At 41.6% G+C, this 19,367-nt stretch carries 14 protein-coding genes and 1 pseudogene; 6 read left to right on the top strand and 9 right to left on the bottom strand.

Annotated features, from left to right (window positions below):
- The first annotated feature begins 577 nt into the window (after positions 1-577).
- Together ACEW80_RS06675 and ACEW80_RS06670 are read left to right on the top strand one after the other, a co-directional pair.
- Positions 578-2,122 carry an efflux RND transporter periplasmic adaptor subunit gene (locus tag ACEW80_RS06675; protein WP_373525846.1) on the top strand — a complete coding sequence of 515 codons (1,545 nt, stop codon included), beginning with the start codon at positions 578-580 and terminating at the stop codon, positions 2,120-2,122.
- Positions 2,123-2,184: 62 nt separating this feature from the next.
- Positions 2,185-5,448 (top strand): efflux RND transporter permease subunit, encoded by a 3,264-nt coding sequence (locus ACEW80_RS06670; RefSeq protein ID WP_373525845.1) that lies wholly within the window; start codon positions 2,185-2,187, stop codon positions 5,446-5,448.
- A 153-nt stretch (positions 5,449-5,601) separates the two neighbouring features.
- Here the strand turns inward: ACEW80_RS06670 and ACEW80_RS06665 are convergent, their stop codons facing one another.
- Positions 5,602-5,880, bottom strand: a complete 279-nt coding sequence (locus tag ACEW80_RS06665; RefSeq protein ID WP_373525844.1) for a hypothetical protein — start codon at positions 5,878-5,880, stop codon at positions 5,602-5,604.
- A gap of 326 nt (positions 5,881-6,206) precedes the next feature.
- Here ACEW80_RS06665 and ACEW80_RS06660 point away from each other — a divergent pair, with 326 nt between their 5' ends.
- The gene (locus tag ACEW80_RS06660; RefSeq protein ID WP_373525843.1) at positions 6,207-6,869 is read left to right on the top strand and encodes a hypothetical protein; all 663 of its coding nucleotides are present in this window, start codon (positions 6,207-6,209) and stop codon (positions 6,867-6,869) included.
- Here ACEW80_RS06660 and ACEW80_RS06655 read toward each other — a convergent pair.
- The 6 genes and pseudogenes from ACEW80_RS06655 to ACEW80_RS06630 form a co-directional block, all read right to left on the bottom strand.
- A complete protein-coding gene (locus ACEW80_RS06655; RefSeq protein ID WP_373525842.1) occupies positions 6,866-7,921 on the bottom strand; it encodes a glycosyltransferase family 4 protein in 1,056 nt (351 codons plus the stop codon). The genes ACEW80_RS06660 and ACEW80_RS06655 overlap by 4 nt on opposite strands.
- A gap of 743 nt (positions 7,922-8,664) precedes the next feature.
- On the bottom strand, positions 8,665-9,111 hold the full coding sequence (locus ACEW80_RS06650) for a tellurite resistance TerB family protein (protein ID WP_373525841.1): 447 nt from the start codon (positions 9,109-9,111) through the stop codon (positions 8,665-8,667).
- 177 nt (positions 9,112-9,288) lie between these two features.
- Positions 9,289-9,426: a hypothetical protein gene (locus ACEW80_RS06645; protein ID WP_373525840.1), complete on the bottom strand. Its 138-nt coding sequence runs from the start codon at positions 9,424-9,426 to the stop codon at positions 9,289-9,291.
- Positions 9,427-9,870: 444 nt separating this feature from the next.
- Positions 9,871-10,791, bottom strand: a complete 921-nt coding sequence (locus ACEW80_RS06640; RefSeq protein WP_373525847.1) for a histone deacetylase family protein — start codon at positions 10,789-10,791, stop codon at positions 9,871-9,873.
- Between the two features lie 24 nt (positions 10,792-10,815).
- Entirely contained in the window at positions 10,816-11,517 is a 702-nt protein-coding gene (locus ACEW80_RS06635; RefSeq protein ID WP_373525839.1) for an SAM-dependent methyltransferase, read from the bottom strand.
- Positions 11,518-11,579: 62 nt separating this feature from the next.
- Positions 11,580-11,842, bottom strand: a pseudogene (locus ACEW80_RS06630) (DUF4058 family protein).
- Positions 11,843-12,173: 331 nt separating this feature from the next.
- Here ACEW80_RS06630 and ACEW80_RS06625 point away from each other — a divergent pair.
- Positions 12,174-12,446 carry a WD40 repeat domain-containing protein gene (locus ACEW80_RS06625; protein ID WP_373525838.1) on the top strand — a complete coding sequence of 91 codons (273 nt, stop codon included), beginning with the start codon at positions 12,174-12,176 and terminating at the stop codon, positions 12,444-12,446.
- A 191-nt stretch (positions 12,447-12,637) separates the two neighbouring features.
- On the opposite strand, the gene ACEW80_RS06620 is transcribed toward ACEW80_RS06625, so the two are convergent.
- Positions 12,638-14,371 (bottom strand): hypothetical protein, encoded by a 1,734-nt coding sequence (locus ACEW80_RS06620; protein WP_373525837.1) that lies wholly within the window; start codon positions 14,369-14,371, stop codon positions 12,638-12,640.
- Positions 14,372-14,841: 470 nt separating this feature from the next.
- On the opposite strand from ACEW80_RS06620, the gene ACEW80_RS06615 reads away from it, so the two are divergent.
- Both ACEW80_RS06615 and ACEW80_RS06610 read left to right on the top strand, forming a co-directional pair.
- Positions 14,842-16,068, top strand: a complete 1,227-nt coding sequence (locus tag ACEW80_RS06615; protein ID WP_373525836.1) for an ATP-grasp domain-containing protein — start codon at positions 14,842-14,844, stop codon at positions 16,066-16,068.
- A 301-nt stretch (positions 16,069-16,369) separates the two neighbouring features.
- The gene (locus tag ACEW80_RS06610; RefSeq protein WP_373525835.1) at positions 16,370-17,251 is read left to right on the top strand and encodes a CoA-binding protein; all 882 of its coding nucleotides are present in this window, start codon (positions 16,370-16,372) and stop codon (positions 17,249-17,251) included.
- A gap of 210 nt (positions 17,252-17,461) precedes the next feature.
- On the opposite strand, the gene ACEW80_RS06605 is transcribed toward ACEW80_RS06610, so the two are convergent.
- Positions 17,462-18,544 carry a hypothetical protein gene (locus tag ACEW80_RS06605; protein ID WP_373525834.1) on the bottom strand — a complete coding sequence of 361 codons (1,083 nt, stop codon included), beginning with the start codon at positions 18,542-18,544 and terminating at the stop codon, positions 17,462-17,464.
- Positions 18,545-19,367 lie beyond the last annotated feature (823 nt).

The following is a 19,367-nucleotide window of genomic DNA, read 5'->3' as shown; positions in this document are numbered from 1 at the left end:
CCGCTCCTGAAGGGGACTTGACGCCACGCTCACGTGAGCTAGATCAAATTCTTCGTTTAGCCGCCTAGACCACCAGTTGCAACTTTTTGATACTTAGCTCAGGAATTTAATTTCTGGGTCAATTTCTGCAAAAGTATAGCTGCAAGCATAGTTTGCTCAAAACACGAAACGTCGAGGTGACAATTTTGTGATTGGTTAATCGGAATTAGCGCTCTCTTATCACCAAGCGCTACGGATTGCGGGGTGCTATTTTTAGCACCCCGCATCTCTTTTGCGAAGATGCAAGTCGTTTCTTTAGAAAAAGCCAGGTTTATCCTAATAGGTAGATACCAGGAACATGACAAATATTTATATTAAGTTTATAATTTGTTAACTGCAAGAAGATTATCTACCTCTGCGTCAGAAGTAGAGCGGTGAGAGTTTTGGAGTTTTGTGGCAAAACAGTAGTTTTCGAGCCAGAAAATTACTGTTAGACAGCTTATTCCTTCTCGCCGTTTTCCGTTGATGATGTCTCTCACAATTACTTGATAAAACACGGCTGTTTAAGCCCAAAAGCTCCCCAATAGGAGAAAAATAAATGATTTTGGACACAAATAAGCCGCAGAAACAGGTGAAAATGACAGATCCCGTAGCCGCTAAAAAGCTAATTAACATCGAGTTAGACTCAGTTGTAAAGACTGAGGTGGCTACCGCAGATTTGAAGAGTAGACTTCTTGCAAAAAGCACTTGTGCAAAAGGTGAAGAAGGAAATTATTCCCTTTCTTCCACCTCTGTGAGAAGTTTATTAATTCCCTGTTTGGTAGGCATAGGACTGCTGATGGCAAGTTGCGGATCACTACCCAAAGAATCAGCAGATGCACAATCTCAAAATGCTGGTAGTGGGCAACGCGGTGGTGCTGCAACACCTGTAGATGTAGCGATCGCTCGAACTGACTTGCTGCAAAAACAACCAGAATATACAGGTAATACAACACCTTTTCGGATTGTATCACTGCGATCGCAAGTAGAAGCCCGGTTGTTGGCTTTGAATTTAGATGTGGGTGATGCGGTTAAACAAGGGCAAAACGTCGGACAGTTAGATAATGTCCTGCTACTGACGGCTTTAAAGCAAGCAGAAGCAGAATTAGCAGCCTTGAAATCAGAAGTAGCGAGGGCAACGACTCAGATAAGCAATGCCCGTGCTGACGTTGAACGGGCGAGGCTAGAAGTTGTACAAGCTCAGGCAGACTCACAACGGCAACAGAATCTATTCAAAGCCGGAGCGATCGCAGAACAAACTGCCCAGCAATCACGCACCCAGGCGCAAACAGCAGCCCAGGCACTCCGGGCAGCCCAAGAGCAAGTTCGTACAGAACAGCAAGCCGTCGCTGCCGCCCAAGGTAGAGTACTTGCCCAGCAAGCATTGGTTGCCCAAACTAAAGAGCGCAGTTCTTACGCTCGGCTGACATCCCCCATCACTGGCATAGTTATAGAAAAGGTTACAGAACCCGGCAATCTTCTGCAAGCAGGTAGTGAAGTCTTGAAGATTGGCGACTTTAACCGTGTCAAAGTGGTTGTCCAAGTTTCCGAATTAGAACTGGCACAAATTCAGGTTGGACAATCTGTACAAGTTCGTTTAGATGCCTTCCCCAACGAAGCATTAGCTGGGACAGTTACGCGCATTTCTCCAGCTGCCGATGCGATCGCTCGCTTAATACCTGTAGAGGTAGTGATTCCTAACGCTCAAGCCAAAATTGGCAGTGGACTACTGGCGCGAGTCAACTTTGAAAACCAGACTCAACAGCGAGTAGTCGTACCGCAAACAGCTATCCAGAAACAAGCAAGCAGCAACAACTCCAAGAATATAGGTAAGTCATCTTCCCCGGCCAACGCAGCTAATACCGCCGGGGCAGAAAACCCTGCTGGGACGCTATTTGTGGTCAAAGAAACAGAAGGCAAAGCGAAAGTGGCAGCGCGTGCTGTGACATTAGGAAAAAGAGCCGATGGCAAAGTGGAAATTTTATCTGGTTTGCGATCGGGAGAACGCTATGTTGTTCGCAGTGGTCAACCCTTAAAAGATGGAGACGCTGTACGTTTATCGATTATTTCTGAAACAGCAGAGGTCGAGCCTAAAGGAAATTAAAAATTCTAAATCTCTTTGAGAATTTTTAATTTTGCCTTTTTAATTGGAGCAAAGCAATAGTAATGCAACAAGTAAACAAAAGTGGCGGATTTAGTATCAGTGCCATATCAATCCGTCAACACATCGGGACACTGATGCTGACGTTGGCATTGATAGTAATGGGTGTATTTTTTGTCGTCAGATTGCCAGTGGATTTACTACCATCAATTACCTATCCTCGGATTGGTGTGCGAATACAAGCACCTGGAATCTCCCCAGAGGTAGCAGTTGATGAAGTCACAAGGCCATTAGAACAAGCCTTTAGTGCTACCGAGGGCGTGATTCAAATTTTTTCTCAAACTCGTGAGGGACAGATAAATTTGGATCTGTATTTTCAGCCAGGTGGCAATATTGACCAAGCTTTAAATGATGCTACGGCTGCTTTTAACAGAGCTAGAAACACATTACCAGAAACCATCGAAGAACCACGCTTATTTAAAGTTGATCCTTCCCAGCTACCTGTTTACGAATTGGCATTAACTTCACCCTCCCTAGAAGGTGTGGATTTGCGCGTTTTTGCTGAAGAAGAACTAGCCCGCGAACTGGGTGTTGTACCCGGAGTCGCAGGGGTAGACATATCGGGCGGAGTTCTAGAAGAAGTTAGGGTAAATATTGATTTGGATCGCTTGCAAGCTGTAGGTGTAGGTTTGACCGATATCTTAGATGAACTCAGAGATCGCAACCTAGATATCTCTGGCGGTCGGCTTTTAGGGGAGAATGCTGAACCATTAACCCGTACAGTCGGGCGATTCCAAAATGCCAATGAAATCAACAATCTTTCTTTTGAAGTCTCTTCCCCCGCTACCTCGACTACCTCGACTACCTCGACTACCTCATCTCCCCCCACCTCCTCTACTCCCAACCGCCGCGTCTATTTACGCGACTTTGCCGAAGTCATTGATGGCTCAGAACAGCAACGGGTGTACGTTTTACTCAACGGGAAAGAAGCTGTAAAAGTCAGTATTCAAAAGCAGCCGGATGCTAATACCATCAACGTTGTCGAGGGTGTGAAAAAACGCTTGGAAGAACTTCGGAAGTCCGGTTTAATTCCTGAAGGGACAGTTCTGACACCAACCTTAGATGAGTCGCGGTTTATTCGTAACTCGATCTCGAATGTTACCAGTTCTGGATTGATCGGTACTGCACTAGCAGCGATCGCAGTTCTCCTATTTCTCGGTTCTCTGCGGCAAACTTTCATCATCGTCCTCGCCATCCCCCTAGCAAGCCTAGCTGCCATCATCTTGATGGGGCTATTTGGCTTATCTATCAACGTTTTTAGTTTGGGTGGTTTGGCGCTGGGTGTAGGTATTGTGGTAGATAACTCCATCGTCATGTTAGAGAACATTGCCGAGGGGGCTGGGATGACTCCCGGTAAGGATAGTAAAAGCCGCCTAAATTCCCAAGAACTAATTTCTCAAGCAGAAAAAAGTAGCCAAGAAGTAGAATCAGCTTTGATTGCTTCCACTAGTACGAACTTGGTAGCGGTGTTGCCATTTTTGCTCATTGGTGGTTTTATCGCATTACTATTCAATGAGTTAATTCTTACCATCACCTTTTCTGTAGCCGCTTCAATTTTAATTGCCGTAACCGTTGTACCGATGTTCGCCTCCCGGATGTTGGCATGGAAGTTTTCTAGCGGTTTGAGCAATTTTTGGCTGTTGCAAAAGTTTAATAACCGTTTTGATGCTGCTACAAGGGGTTATGGCAGTTTTTTAACTGGGATATTACGCTGGCGGTGGGCAACAGTAGCGATCGCTATTATCGTTTTCGGCGGCGGCAGTTTGTGGATAGCTCCCCAAATTCCCCAAGAAATTCTTCCCCGCATCAACACCGGACAAGCCAACTTAAATGCCCAGTTTCCTCCCGGTACACCTTTAGAAACCAACCAGAAAGTAATGGTTGCGGTAGATGAGATTATCCGCAAGCAGCCAGAAACGGAATATGTTTTCTCTACAATTGGTGGTTCCCTCTTTGGCAACACTACTAATGCTAATGCCCTACGAGCTTCCAGCAATATTACCTTGAAAACGGGTACTAATGTGCAAGCTTACGTAGAAAGAGTTACCAAAGAGTTAAACAAGTTAAATTTAGCAGGAATTCGACTGCGCCTTAACCCTGGTCAAGTGCGGGGTTTAATTCTCAGCAACTCTCCTGTCCGTGGTGCTGATGTTGACGTAATCCTTGAGGGAAATGACGTAAATGCTTTAGAAGAAGCTGGTCGTCAGGTGCTAAAAGCTTTAGAAGAACAAGCCACCTTAGCGAGATTTCGTCCCGATGCAGACGATCGCCAACCAGAAATTCAAATTCTTCCTGACTGGGAGAGGGTTTCAGCTTTGGGGCTAACTGCTACACAGATAGGACAAACAATTCAAACTGCGATCGAAGGAAGTATACCAACTCAGTTGCAACGCGGCAACCGTTTAGTTGATGTCCGGGTAAAGTTGAATGAAGCATCAGTACAAGTACCTTCTCAATTGGAAAGATTGCCTTTATTTGTGGATAACAATCGGCAAGTCCGCTTGAGTGATGTTGCCAAAATTGCCGAAGCTCAAGCGCCTGGAGAAGTTCAGCGAATTAACCAGCGTCAGGTTTTATTAATTGCTGGCAACTTGACCGAGGGAGCTAGCCTCAGTGGTGCCCTAGAACAGGTGAGTACGGTACTAGATAGTATAGATTTACCTGAAGGGATTACCATTTTACCCAGTGCAGCAGCTGAATCTAATCAGCAGTTGCAAAGTTCATTGCAACTTTTAGGTGGATTAGCTGCCTTTCTAGTCTTTGTAGTGATGGCGGTGCAATACAATTCCCTCATTGACCCGCTAGTAATTATGTTTACAATTCCCTTAGCGTTAGCTGGGGGGATTTTCGGGCTTTACATCACCAAAACTGCAATTGGGGCGACAGTGATTGTCGGTGCAGTTTTGCTGGTGGGTATTGTGGTCAATAATGCCATTATTATGGTAGAATTGGCCAATCAAATTCTGGAACGAGAAAAAGTTGACCGGAAAACTGCCATTTTGAAAGCTGCACCTCAACGCCTACGACCAGTGTTAATGACAACTATTACCACTGTTTTAGGTATGTTTCCTCTAGCATTAGGAATTGGGGAAGGCTCAGAATTTTTGCAACCATTAGGTGTAGTAGTGTTTTCGGGTTTATCTTTGGCAACAGTGCTGACGCTGTTTATCATACCCTGTTTTTATACTCTGTTACACGATTTGATGGGTGGAAATTGGGCGAAGCCAGTGTTAATCCGCTTACGTGGATTTACGAAAAAATGGATTTGAATCCTTGATATCGAATTACCCAAAACAAAAACCTCACCCAGTCCCAATACTGTTCGGTTAAGGCAATAGACGCGATGAATCACCGTCTCTACAATAATCAGTCTTTGGTAGAGACGGCGATTTATAGCGTCTTTGTGATGATTTATCGCGTCTTTACGAGCTAGAATTTCCATCAAAAAACATTAACCGAACCGTATTGCACCCTGTCCTGACTTTAACCCCTCTCATTACCAAGGAGAGGGACAGGTTTTGCGTAGGTGCAATAATACTCCCCTCTATTCTTGTAACTGTCAAACCCTCAACCATTTCAGTACTTGCAGATACTTTCTCGCTACTTTGTGCTAAGGAATTGGTTGTATTGTTTACAGCAACTAGACCAGCACCAAAGACCGCGATCGCTGCAATAATTGTAAAATAAATTCTCTTTTTCATCAGTTCCCCTAATTCGCTTTATCCTATGCCTATACACTAAGGATCTAAATCAAATTTTTAAACACATATATTGTCCAATTTGTCAACGTATAAGGTCTAATTTAGATTTTTTATAAAGATTGCATGAAATTAGTAGTTATCGTGATAAAGAATTACAAGAATTGCTTTATAAATCAACCTATGAGTAGACATAAACTCAGTGAGCAGACATAGCATTAACCACTATTTATCTAGCAAATAGATAGCCATTTAAAAATGAGTTTTTGCTGTTTGATTTAACCTACGCGGTATAGCATTCTCTTAATCAACATGAAGAGGGCAGAAATATGACTACAATAGCAACAAAAATAGCCTTGTCTGTTCTAGGAGCAGCAGGGATTAGTTTTTTGTCTTTGACACCAGCGAGAGCCGTCATCTTTGTAGAACCCATCGTGACGGACGTAAATAAAGACATACGCGAAATGAGAGATCCAAGAACTCTTGGAGCAGATATTCTACCAGGGCAAATAATAGAATATGGTGTCCCAGACCGAGCCAACAACTTGCTAAATGGCACTGGGAATAATATCGGAAGCTTGGTATTTGACTTACAAACGCTCTTCTATAGTAATCCTGATTCTAATCCATCATTTGAGAATGAGCCGGTGCGGTGGGGAGATGTTGATGGAGATGGGAAGATTGGTTTCTCTAGTATTCCTGAACTAGAGGATATCTTTACAAACGTTACTGTCGAAGGCAGCATTATTACTTATAGTGGTGGCGTAATCCCAGACGGAACCGTGTTTTTCAATCTATTCTCTACCCAGCCTAATTTATCCCCTGGTGGTGGAATCATTGCATCAGCACCACCCCCACCAGCGGATCAAGATGGGCCGATCCAAGTGAGTGCTTATTACACCGCCATTCCTGAATCAACTAACGTTTTGGGTGTATTGGTCTTTGGTGCTTTAGGTGTAGCTTTAAAATTAAAGCGATCGCTACACTATTAACGTTTTAACTCACGATATACTGTGAGTGTTTCTTGATGGACACGGGCAACCTTAAGCCGCTCTAGGTTTTGATTTGCCCGTTGTTTCCACTCGTGCAGCATATCGGCATTACTCAGTAATTGCCCTAAAACCCCAGCCAAAGCATTACTATCTTTTACTGGCACTAAAAGACCTGCTTTTCCATTGTCCAAAGCTTCAGGAATCCCATCTACTTGAGTGCCAATGATTGCAGTTCCAGCTTCCCTAGCTTCCGAAAGTACCAGAGGGCAAGGGTCACGGTGGGAAGCTAATACAAATATGTCACAAGATTTGAGATAGCGTTGAGGTTCAGGTTGGAAGCCTTCAAAATGAATCCGTTCTTTTACAGAAGTTGCCAGTGCCTGTGCCTCAAATAGCTGTTTATCAGGGCCATTTCCTACCAAATAAAGATGCGCTTGGGGAAAATCTGAGGCAATTTGTGCAAAGGCAGCGATTAACTCAACGATTCCTTTACGCTGATACATTCCGGCTACGGTAGCGATCGCTGGGCGCTGTAATGCTAAAGGTTGATAATCTTGTATTTGTCGGGTGCGAGGACTACCCAAAGTTCCATTGCATACTACCCGCAACTTATTTTGTGGGATACCGCGCCTTCCCATGGAATCTCGCACAGCCTTACTGACGGCAATTACCCTGTCAGCTAAACCCATCAGCAAGCTAGCACGTTGAAATTCATTGTGGACTGTAGAAACTAAAGCATACTTGCGCCCTTTAAAAATGCGTGCTAATATGACTCCGGTCATCATATGGGCATGAACAATATCCGGCTGAAATTCTGCTGCGATCGCCCGATAACGCCCAGCTGCTTTAATAAGACTTATTGGTTTCCTAGTTTGGTCTAGTAAGTAGTGTTTGACGCCATAAATATTTAGTAATGCCTCGTATTCACCACCAGCAGAAATGACCGCTACCTCATGACCAGATTTTGCTTGTAAACAAGCAAGATCCACAGCCACATTCACAATACCGTTACCTATTTCTTGAACATGGTTCAAAATATGTATGATTCGCATAATGTTTGAGATATGTATAAAAGTTCAAGATAAGTAACTGAGTGTAAATCAACATATTTATTGAGATTTTCAGCGACAATTCAAAAGTAGTCAGTAGTGCGTAAAATTTACCACTTGCTACTGACTCAAAGCGCTTCCAAGCAGTTACTTAACTTAAAGACTTATTCAGTAACGGCTCGATAAATCGGGGTAAAACTCTAAAATTCTGATGTGTATACAAAAACAGCCACTTGCTTGATTGTATTAACTTTGTAAAATTACATACTTTTCTCGCTTTACAAAAACAGTAACTTACCTGATAATCAGAAAAGAAATTATAGCGGTTCTCAGTTGAGTGAGGTACAAGAACCCCTCCCCGCTCTTCGAGAGGGGGCTATGATGTACCTTATCTGATTAGGAAACGCTATAATACTAAAAAAAATTGGTTATTAAAATTAATAACTGTGTGAAAACTCTGTAACTACAAGTCTTGAGTCAATTTGATTGACCTCATAACCTGTAATTTTTTATTGTCTTTATCCTAGCTGATAAACCAAGAGGCATAATTCTATTAATTCTAGAACAGCTAGCACAAGAGGTAGGCTTAAATACACATAGTCTAATTTTTGTCAATGCGTAAGTTCTATTTTCAAAGAAGTCAGAAATCTGACCATTCCAAAAATAATGTCAAAGCAGCTTAATTCCTTGACACACTTTATTTATAAGCTATTTATATGCTCTAATTGGGCATAGGCTTTATTGCCCTATCCTCGATTTTTAATCAAGATTACTTGCATAATTGGTATTGCAATTTCACTAGAAACGCCTAAAGCTTGATATAAATCATTTAGGAAGTTTTTTTCTTCTTCAGGTATTATACCTTCAGCTAAGACTAAATCGGTCGCTACTGCAAAAGCTGCTTCGCGCAGGTCTTGGGATAGAGATTCTTTAGCTATATTAAATAAACTATTAAAACCATCTCCTCGGAGAATATCCAGGATTTTGTCAAACAGTCTATTCATCATCTCATGGGGATAACTTTTAAAAAGTTTTATCCGAGACAGCACAGAAGTAATATAATTTACTTGTTCAACAGAAAGATAACCGTCTGAGGCTGTTGCCATCAAGACGATGACAGCAAAAGCTTCCTCTGGATTGAGTGCTGTTTGAGTTTGGCTTTCTGTTCCCAATACAGCGTCGAATAGACCCATTGTAGTAGCTCCTTGGTTAGGGTCTCGATAGCAGTGCAGTTACCTGTGTGTTTGGTGGGTTCCCAGGTGAGACTGCAACGCTATGAGACTTTCATAGTTTAGTATTCCCAGAATTTCTTTATGGCGAACACTTGCACTCAATGGTTTTTGGCAAGAAGTACATTGCCATGTAGAAACTTAGGGTTCTCCTGTCTTTTCTATTGTTTCAATTACCGCCAAACCTATACCAGAAGCTCCCATTAACAGGATTGCTGACATCAAATAGGCGTTTGTCAGCATCTGTAAGGCTTGATCGAAAAAAATGTAGGTGGTCATTCCTTCACCCTTTGAATTTTGTGCTGCTAGTACTTTTTACTTCTCCACACCTTGATAGGTGAATTTCGATGAGAAAGTGCTAGCAATTGCATCTTAACAAAACTTTAGCTCTTTCAGAACACGTTCAAACTTTTTATTTCTGAAGATTTGATGAATTTGAAAAAGCATTTGTCAAAGAAATTACTTGAGTTAGGTAAGAGTATAAAGTCGTATCACCATAAATTTACGTAAATACAGTTGTTAAATTAGTAAACTCAATCAAAAATAATAATGAAAATAAATATCCACAAATCGCCTATGTTGCAGATTATATTGTCAAAGCTAAAAAAGATTTCTTGAAAAAATTTACGGAGTAAATTACTTGTTATATACATTTACTCCAGTACATATACGAAAGCTACTCAATGAGTAATTCCGAGGTTTCCCTTAATAAAAATGAAGTACCTAAAATACACAACGTTCAATCGTCGCTACAACTGATTGAGAAAGTGCGTCAAAGTCGTAGCCACCTTCCAAGCCAAAGAGAACTTTACGAGTTAGTTTTAGACAATAATCGGTGAATAAACCATAATCTTCTGATTGCAAATTGATACTTGCCAAAGGATCTGCTGCACTGGCATCATAACCAGCACTTACAATCAGTAAATCCGCATCAAAGGCGGCTAAAAACGGTACGACCTGTTTTTCAAACAACGGCTGATATACTGCAATATCACTACCGGGAGCTATGGGTAAATTTAAGACATTATTGTGAAAACCGCGTTCTGTTGCTCTCCCAGTACCGGGATAACATGGGTACTGATGTAGGGAACAGTAGGCAATTTGCGGGTGAGTTTCGACGATCGCTTGAGTACCATTACCATGATGTACATCCCAATCGAGGATGGCGACGCGGTTAACTTCGGGTTGTTCTAAGGCAAATAAAGCGGCGATCGCTGCATTAGAAAATAGGCAAAAGCCCATACCCGCATCGCTTTCAGCATGATGTCCCGGTGGACGCGCCAGCACAAAAGCCGGATTAGCGGACTCTAGTACAGCCTTAACTCCATCCAGCCAAGCACTGACTGCTAACAATGCCACATCATAACTGCGTGGGGAAATAGGCGTATCTCCATCCAAAGGGCCGCCGCCACTAGAGGCAATTTCCCAAACTTTTTTGATGTACACTGGGCTATGAGCTTTAACCAACGAAGACATTAATGATGGCTGTTCTGATGCTGGTGTGGGCGATCGCCAGGCAATTTTATCGGCAAAGGTAGCGGCTTTTAAGGCGTTAGCGATCGCAATCAAGCGTTCTGGCTTCTCTGGATGGTATTTTCCCGTTTTGTGATCTAGAAATTCGTCGGAATAGATGACTGGTAACATAGGGCGAATGAGCGTCATGATGAATTATGAATTACAAATTACATTATTTCTAGTTATCTTTAACATCTGATTTCCACCAGGTTGTAGTTCATATTCAACTTTTTCAATATCTATCCTATAACCTTTGGATGTGTAATGTTTTACTATTTTATCTATATGTTGTGAAGGTTCCCACATTAAAGTTATGAGGGGAAATATGCGGATTTCTTGAGCAATACGCAGCATCTCACCTATTGAATTTAGGTGAAAATCATAATCGAGATGGTCTGAATATAAAAATAATAAATGTGAACAAAGGGCTATGTCAAATTCTTGATTTTGAAATGCCAATTTTGGTAATTCACCGACTATGTATCTGTTGCTTTTTTTGCCAGCATCGTAATCAGATAAAAATCTTTGAATGACTTTCACGCGATTGTGTCGCAAGTCATCTGGAGATTTATGATAGCTCCATACCCAATCATTTGGTGTAGCTTTTACTTGGTCAACGATGTTATCTACGACTTCATTAAACCTTTGTAATATTTCATCACCAGAAAATTGGTACAGTGGATCAACAGAAACTACACTTTTACACTGATGTGTCATTTCAGCATTAAAACTTGCTGGCCCGTCCCCAACCCCAACGATTCTTTTATTTAAATCTGCGTTTGTTAAATTGAATATTTTGATATATTCATCCATTGACCTTCCAAAAGGAACTACTTTATCTAGAACCATTGCCATAAGTTTTTCCTCATGAATAGACTCATTACATAAGATAACTTTTAGCTTAACTTCTCCAACATTTATCTTACCCAGCTTTCTTGCTCAAGCGGTAGCACTGGTTTTAGCAGTTGTGAATAATCAATCGCTAGGTCAAATCTGGCACGTTCATAGATTCCATTCAGTAGTCTTTGCAATCAATCACAGTCTCAGATTCTCCCTGGCGCAAATGTACAGGAAAGGCAGAAATAGGATCTTTGAGTCCAAAACTGTAAAGGTCTGCATCAGGTATGCGATCGCTGCGACTAACTAAAATGTAATACTCAGTGTAAGTTGTTCGCCACATAGGTAAGTAGGTTGGCTGAAATAAACCGAACTATGTAACAAAACGTAAAAACCTCAAGACCCTTGTGCTTGCTTCATTTCGCTTCGCTCCATTCGCAATGACATAGTTATAAATTTTCTCACCCACCTACTTATTGCTTTTCCTAGTGTCAACAGGTCGATATACAGGTTCCTTGTGGGGGAGACAAAATACCCTGAAAAGTCTACAGGTTAAAGATATGGCAATTTATGGTAAAACAAAAAAAGTCTTTATTTGCAACAAGCTTTAATTAATGACAATATTACCGTAATTCTACGAAACACATCTTAAGCAGGATCTACAGCTTTGGGATGTGAGTACAAAGAAAGTTACTCATTTCTTAGCTGGACATAATGATCAGATTAATTCAGTTGCATTCAGCCCAGATGGTCAAACTCTCGCTAGTGGAAGCCAGGATGGAAGTGTTAAGCTCTGGGATGTGAAATCTGGCAAGGAACTGCTTACTGTCTCGGAGCAAAGTGATAACGGCTCTCTCAGTAAAGTCACTTCAGTTGCGTTTAGCTTAGATGGTCAAACACTTGTAAGCAGTAGCGAAGATGGAATTGTCAAAATTTGGAGATGTTAGCTTGAGAAAGTAATTTCACATATTAGTGCCTAAGTAGTTTGCGCGTTATAATATCATGTCCAGATGAACAGTTGTAATCTTAGTCCCATAAACTTAGATGAGGCGATCGCTTTCTATGAAAACCTCTTTACAGAAAAATGCTGGTTGTGGTTTCAATATTCTAAGGCTTTGGTTTTATGATGCCAATTTACTTACTTTACCAGCGTCCGCGTATAAATTACCTGACTTTGGGAATTATAAAGGAAAAGGGACAGGCTGGCATTGTCGCTGATTACAGCTAGGGCTTCTCGTAAGCTCTGTAAGTGATTGGTAACATCAACGGCAGTATCTAAGTTTTCAGAATTAGGATTAACTAAGTTATTTTGCCTTACTTGGTCATACTCAGGGGTTAATCGGACAATAATCCCTCTGTTGTCTATGCTAAAGATGCAAATCCGAATTCCATTAATACAAGTTTTAGCCAAGTCAGTACGCGTTTGTTGCAAATTGCTAACAACTTGGAGTTTTTCTTGTGCTTGCTTGAAGGTAGCTGAATAAGATTCGATGAGAGACTGAGCCGGAATGTAGTACAAGCTATCACGGTCAATCTGTTTAGCAGAGCGCAAAGCTTGCTCCCAGTAGGTCACGGCTGCTTGCCATTGGTTTTGTTGTTCATAAACTTTGGCTTGCTTGGCAGTGCTAACGGCTTGTTGGTAGGTTTTAGCAGCTAATTGTTCTTTAATCGCGCGATCGCGTGCTGCTGCTAGTTTAGGTTTATAATCTATCAACAGCTTTTGGGCTTCTTGGTATCCTGGGCTAGTTTGGGGAATGATATTCAAGGCATTAATTACCACCAGCCAAGTAGACCGTACCTTTTGCCAGTCATTCAAAGATTTAGCAGTAGCTTCGCGGTTCTCGGCTGCATTGGCTACGGCTTTTGCTGCTGTTAATTTTTTCAGCCATTTTTCCTCAGTAAATATTTGCTGATTTACAGCGTGCAAACGGACACGATAATTAAGTAATTTTCCTTGCACTAACCCATAAAGTTCACTATTAGAACTTATAGCTTCTAATGGTGCTATGGACTGTCGCCATAAATGTTGCCTAGCTTGTAATTCTTCTAGGCTATATGCGGGAGTTTGAACTTTTTGTGCCGCTAAGGATGCCATCTGCAAAGCCTTGACCACCTGGTTGATTTTTTCAGCCCGTCCAGACAAACTTGCTTTTAGTTCTTCTGACACCTGATAACGGGGCGACCAACTAGGAATTGCATTCAGGGCTACGCTGGCTGCTGTAAGTTGTTGTTGTACAGCAACTAATTCTTTTTCAAACTTGGCGCGGCGCATCAGTTGCGGGGATTTTGTTTGTAATTGCTCGGCGTTTTGTATTTCTTTACACTCGAACATCACACAAGGAGGAGTTAGAAAATAAGCACCACCTAAGACTACAACTCCCGCTAAAGCTGCACCTAGCAGCATAGATTTAACTTGGTGTCTTGGCTTTGAAGTTGGCAAATTCGGCGTATTTGCAAACGGGTCAAATGGTTCCTCCTCATCAATTAATGGAGAATAGGTCAGAGATGAAGAGACGGAAGAAAAGTATTGCCCCTCTGCTTCCTCATTTCCCCATGCTGCCCATACCTTTTCTTGCTTGAGAGTTAGAAAACATTTGGCATAAGGGAGTTGTTCACCAAAAACTCTGAGGAAACATTGCACCCGTTGCTCTTTATGGGGTGCTAGAGACTGGAGTACTTCTTCAAGGACTGCAAAAATTAGCTGATGATTAACTATTATATCTGATGTGTGTTGCACTAAAACCATTAGCTCGTCTTTTTTGACAGCACACTTAACCTCGAAGACTTCAGCTGACGGGACTTCTACAAGCAATTGTTCCTGCAAAGTTTTGGCTAAAAATTGTAAGTCTTCCTGGTGGACTGCCACTTTCATAGAGCTTTCCCGCTAAACTTCTATATTGTTTTGATTATCTTTAAGGGGTTGAAACGAACTTTTTCGGTTTGTTGTATGCAAATACACAATTTAACCAACCACAGTCTCAAAATCTGAACGACCAACTTTCTAACACAAATTTCGACTTTTAACCAAAAATTAAAAGAGCAGTAATTGTTTGCCGAGCTACATTTATTTCGGAAAAAATCCTGTTTAGAGGTTTTTGACAGATATACTAGTTATCTTCTATGCTCAAAAATTTACTGAGGAGATTAATTACGTCTTGTGGCTCTGGCACAAACAGGTTAGCTATAGAAATTAATTTGCCTAATTTGCTGAATTCGATAAAATTGATTCGTGAAAAATAAGTTTTTATAGCCGCCAAAAGCTTAATTCTGCAAGAAAGGTGCTGCAAAATATTCAGACAGCCTTAATCAAAGGCTTGAAAAGTGTCAATACAAGGTGTATCAATGGATTTATTAGAATACCAAGTTAAAGAATGGTTCGGGAAAATAGGCATTCCCGTATTGCCTTCCCAACGAATTGACCATCCTACAGATTTGAAACGGTTAAAAATTGCCTTTCCAATTGTACTGAAATCTCAAGTACATGGAGCGGAACGGGCAAAAGCTGGTGGAGTCAGGTTTGCGGAAACGACTATCGATGCGATAGCAGCTGCCCAAAATATCTTTAGTTTACCAATATGGGGCGAGTTGCCGGAAGTTGTTTTAGCAGAAGCTCAGTACGATGCCAGTCAGGAATTTTATCTCGCAGTGGTTTTAGACACTGCTGTTTGCCGACCAGTACTTTTAGGTTGCAAAGAAGCAGATATCGATTGGGAATCTGCTGGAGAAAGAATGCACCATGTCGTCGTTGAACAGGAATTCTCGCCATTTTATGCCCGACGACTGGCTTTGAAAATGGGCTTACAGGGGACGCTGATGCAGTCAGTAAGCAGCGTTGTAGAGAAAATGTACCACTTATTTGTGCAGAAAGACCTGGATTTAGTCGAAATTAATCCCTTGGCAGTCAGTACTACTAGTCAAGTTATGGCTCTTAATGGTAAAGTTAGGGTCAATGAACGGGCAATCAAGCGTCATCCCGATCTCGCCGAGATGGCAGCAAAAATTCTTAGCCGTCATACCAGTACTGAAATCAACAGTATTTTGGGCAACTGGGATGGTGTAGAAATGCATGGGAAAATCGGTATTTTAGGTAATGGTACTGGTTCAGTAATGGCAACTTTGGATTTAGTCGCTAATGCTGGTGGCAAACCAGGTGTTTGTTTGAATCTACGTCATGCTTTTCGCACAGATACTACACCAACTACTTTCCGCGATCGCCTAGAGACAAGTCTGAAAATCCTGAACGCTGACAAAAGCATTCAAGTAATACTAATTAACTTTTTGGGTAGTATTCCTCAAAGTGAGGAAGTAGCTGAAGTTATAGCCAAATTTGTGCAGCAAGACAACAGCGAACTTCAATCACAGGTTGTACATTCTAATGGTCGTACAAGTCGGCGAGAATTGAATTTTTCACCCTTAGTTATCCGTCTGGCTGGTTCTGAATTTAATGCTGCTAGAAAATATTTAGCAACATTAAAAACCCACAGCGACGCGCTCATCGTGGTAGAAAATTTAGATGAGGCAGTGGCAGCAGCAGCTCGTCTTGCTAAACCAACGGCTAATAAGAAGTAGTGACTGTGATTTTGTTCCAATTGAAAATTCAAAAATTATTAATTTTACCGCCGGGCATAAATTTTTGAATTTGATGCTGAAACCCACTACAGCTTTGCTTCCTGGAACTAAATTATATACTGCATTCAAACTGAATATTCCTAGCTAGATGCGAGTTTTAAAACTTTTGGAACACTCAGCCTCAAGACTATTTTTTGTAATTTAAGTAAAAATTGAATCAATACAATACGACACTATAAACTTGTCGTTTCTATGCCCAGTAGTTCAAGGCACTGGGTTGCCAAACTTACGGTAATTTTTTATGAACCTAACGCCAGAGAGTAAAGTATTAATTCAAGGCTTTTGTGAATTTATATCAGGCACTCATGTTGCTCAAATGAAAGCTTATGGTACGAATTTGGTAGCTGGTGTTAATCCTGGATGCGGTGGGCAGGAATTGTACGAGTTGCCAGTATTTGACTTAGTAGAAGAGGTAATAGAACAATTTGGAGCAATTGACACGACGATTATCTGTGTAGATCCTTACGATGTGCTAGATGCAGCATTGGAAGCGATCGCATCTAAGATTCGCCAAATTATTATTATCACGGCTGGCGTGCCACCTTTGGATATGGTGCAATTACTTCGCAAAGCCGAAGCCTGTGAGACTTTGATAGTAGGGCCAAATAGTCCGGGGATAATTGTACCGGGAAAAATTCTCTTAGGAACTCAACCTAGCGAGTTTTATACACCTGGACCAGTAGGTATTGTCAGTCGTAGCAGCACCCTCACTTACGAAGTCGCCTACGAATTAACAAAAGCTGGTTTGGGACAGTCGATTAGTGTCAGCATTGGTAGTGATGCGATCGTTGGTTCCTCGTTTCTGCAATGGCTGCAAATTCTCGATGAAGATGAAACTACACAAGCGATCGTTTTAGTTGGTCAACCTGGTGGTGGTAGTGAAGAAGCAGCAGCACGGTACATTGCTGAGGCAATTGACAAACCAGTAATTGCCTACATAGCCGGGAAACAAGCACCACCCGGAAAAACTTGGCGTCAAACTGGGACTTTAGCAACGGTTATTGGCCGCGATCCTAATTTTGGCACAGCCCAAAGTAAATTAGCTGCTTTGAAAGAAGTACAAGTTCCCGTAGCTGAACGCCCTTCTCAAATTCCAGAATTGGTAAGAAAAGGGATTAATTGATCTACTTCCTGGCGTGTTTGTAAAGTTGTGCCGGAGATTCCTAAGTTTTTAAACCCTAAATCGAGCCTCTCGTCTAACCTATCTTCTAAAATTAGAAGGGTTGGAGAAGCTCGATTTAGGAAGTATTTATAGTTGGACTAGAAAGAAATTTTCAACTAGCCAACTAAAGAGCGATCAGCATCTCTAAGAGATTAGCCATTCACCCCTTGGTTATTCGTTAACAATTGTAAAGCCTTCATACTCACCACCACTCGCTGGTAAAGCGACTGGAGTAAGGATGTCTACGGTGACAAAGCCATTAGCGGTACCACCACTATAGCCGCCAAGAACTCTCAGTCCTGGTGCGTTGAGCTCGTCTGTGAAGTTTGAGAACCGTAATAATGTTCCGTCCTCTAGCAAAGCAAAAAGCCCATTTGGGGATTCTTGAGTAAATGCCAGTCCAGAATCTAAGTTATAAGTAGTAGGAGTGCCTCCTGTAGTTCTAATCTGAATCGGTGCAGATAACTGACCAGTAAGCAGATCGACTTTATGAAGCTGGTTCCCATCTCCATCACTGGTTCTGAAATCGCTAGCAAAAGCGCGAGTAGGACCAAGAACAAGGTTATCTACAGCTAATCCGTCGGCATATTTCGCAACAAGAACACCGTCATTTGATTCATTTGGAATACCATCACGATCACCATCTCGAAAACCATTATTAATACCATTAGTAGGTGAAAGTCCGGCTCTTTCTCGATCAGTAGGGGTGCTGTCTATAAGGTTAACCGTATCGGGAGCCACAGTGGGACTCGGATTGGGATTAGTAGAACCTCCTACACTAATTTTGTAAAGAGAGCTTCCTACTGGCTCTGCTGACCCACCAGGAACGGAGTTGGCATCATCGTTTGCTCCAAGGGCGTACAGAACTACTGGTCTGTTACCCGGTGTTCCGCGACTGAAGTCCCGTCCAAAGTCAGCACCCGTCTCAGTTCCAAAACGATTAGTTACGGTTGCCGTATTATATATACCGTTGAATTGGACGGCAGGACCAGGACTATCGATATTACCAAACCGAAGAGTTGGATCAATAGTTGGTGGTCCGAAGGAATCTGGTTCGTTAACGGCACTTACCCTTCCAGTAAGGGGGTTGGTTCCCAAACCTTCTAAGTCTGGGTTAGCAATATCCGGAACGTTAACCACTTGTACTAGCTCAGGAGTACGAGGAAGAGTAAGAGGAAAGCGGTAAACCGGGAATTGGTTACCAGTGGCTGAACTGATATCAGCATCGCCGATTGTATAGCCGTAAAGAGCCATAGTAATTTTCTCCTAATTGAAACCTGTAAACTTCTGGGTGCATTCCATATTGTGCAAAACCGCCCTCTGACTGCAAGTTGCTAGCTTACAAACAAAGCTTAATTTTTCAGGCTGAGATTTGAGATTAGTCTGAGTAATTGGCCTTTGCTTATATAGCCGCAAACTGTATTAGCTGGGCATATTTGCAAAATTGGGATGCTACTAAAACTTACTTTCGACTTTTAAAAGGCTGGGAAAACTTAACTCAAAACTGCTGCGATCGCTAGTTGAGTAACAAGATTTGAAACTCTAGTGAATCTTTCTAGAGTCAGAAAAAATGCTGATGTAGCAGACCTATCTAATTTGTGAAAAAATACTTTTGAACGAACTGTCAAGACGCCAAAAGATGCAGATAAATTCACAAATGATTTAAAATTGATGTGGAAAGTTGAAACCTTTGCAATTTGCCTTTTAAAAGTCAGCTTTAAGGTCAAAGATGACTTTTGGAAGCTTTTAGTCTGTTTTTAGTCTAAGATTACTTTATACAACTATTATTAAGAATAAATTTTCTTATTTTTAAGGTTTAAGGGGTTTTTGGTTAAGTTTTAGTATTGACTATTTAATAATAAAAAAGCACTTGTATCTATCTAAAGCTAGATACAAGTGCTTTGATCTTTCAATTATGGTTGGTAAAAGCCTTTATGTAACTGTTCACAGGGTGAATTCAGCTACGCGGAAAAATAAGTACAAAGACATGGTAGATTAGAAGGCGCGAATAAAATCAGCCCCATGAGCTACATCTATAAAATAGAAATACCGGAAGCGGATTGGGAAAAGACTCCAG

The organism is Nostoc sp. (assembly GCF_041747015.1).
Classification (GTDB): Bacteria; Cyanobacteriota; Cyanobacteriia; order Cyanobacteriales; family Nostocaceae; genus Nostoc.
This window is presented reverse-complemented; position numbering and strand designations above follow the sequence as displayed.

Coding starts and splice junctions, on each gene's coding strand:
- ACEW80_RS06635 (WP_373525839.1), bottom strand. CDS start 11,517: ATGGCAATGGTTCTAGATAAAGTAGTTCCTTTTGGAAGGTCAATGGAT.
- ACEW80_RS06605 (WP_373525834.1), bottom strand. CDS start 18,544: ATGGCTCTTTACGGCTATACAATCGGCGATGCTGATATCAGTTCAGCC.
- ACEW80_RS06665 (WP_373525844.1), bottom strand. CDS start 5,880: ATGAAAAAGAGAATTTATTTTACAATTATTGCAGCGATCGCGGTCTTT.
- ACEW80_RS06660 (WP_373525843.1), top strand. CDS start 6,207: ATGACTACAATAGCAACAAAAATAGCCTTGTCTGTTCTAGGAGCAGCA.
- ACEW80_RS06650 (WP_373525841.1), bottom strand. CDS start 9,111: ATGGGTCTATTCGACGCTGTATTGGGAACAGAAAGCCAAACTCAAACA.
- ACEW80_RS06645 (WP_373525840.1), bottom strand. CDS start 9,426: ATGACCACCTACATTTTTTTCGATCAAGCCTTACAGATGCTGACAAAC.
- ACEW80_RS06615 (WP_373525836.1), top strand. CDS start 14,842: ATGGATTTATTAGAATACCAAGTTAAAGAATGGTTCGGGAAAATAGGC.
- ACEW80_RS06640 (WP_373525847.1), bottom strand. CDS start 10,791: ATGTTACCAGTCATCTATTCCGACGAATTTCTAGATCACAAAACGGGA.
- ACEW80_RS06675 (WP_373525846.1), top strand. CDS start 578: ATGATTTTGGACACAAATAAGCCGCAGAAACAGGTGAAAATGACAGAT.
- ACEW80_RS06655 (WP_373525842.1), bottom strand. CDS start 7,921: ATGCGAATCATACATATTTTGAACCATGTTCAAGAAATAGGTAACGGT.
- ACEW80_RS06670 (WP_373525845.1), top strand. CDS start 2,185: ATGCAACAAGTAAACAAAAGTGGCGGATTTAGTATCAGTGCCATATCA.
- ACEW80_RS06620 (WP_373525837.1), bottom strand. CDS start 14,371: ATGAAAGTGGCAGTCCACCAGGAAGACTTACAATTTTTAGCCAAAACT.
- ACEW80_RS06610 (WP_373525835.1), top strand. CDS start 16,370: ATGAACCTAACGCCAGAGAGTAAAGTATTAATTCAAGGCTTTTGTGAA.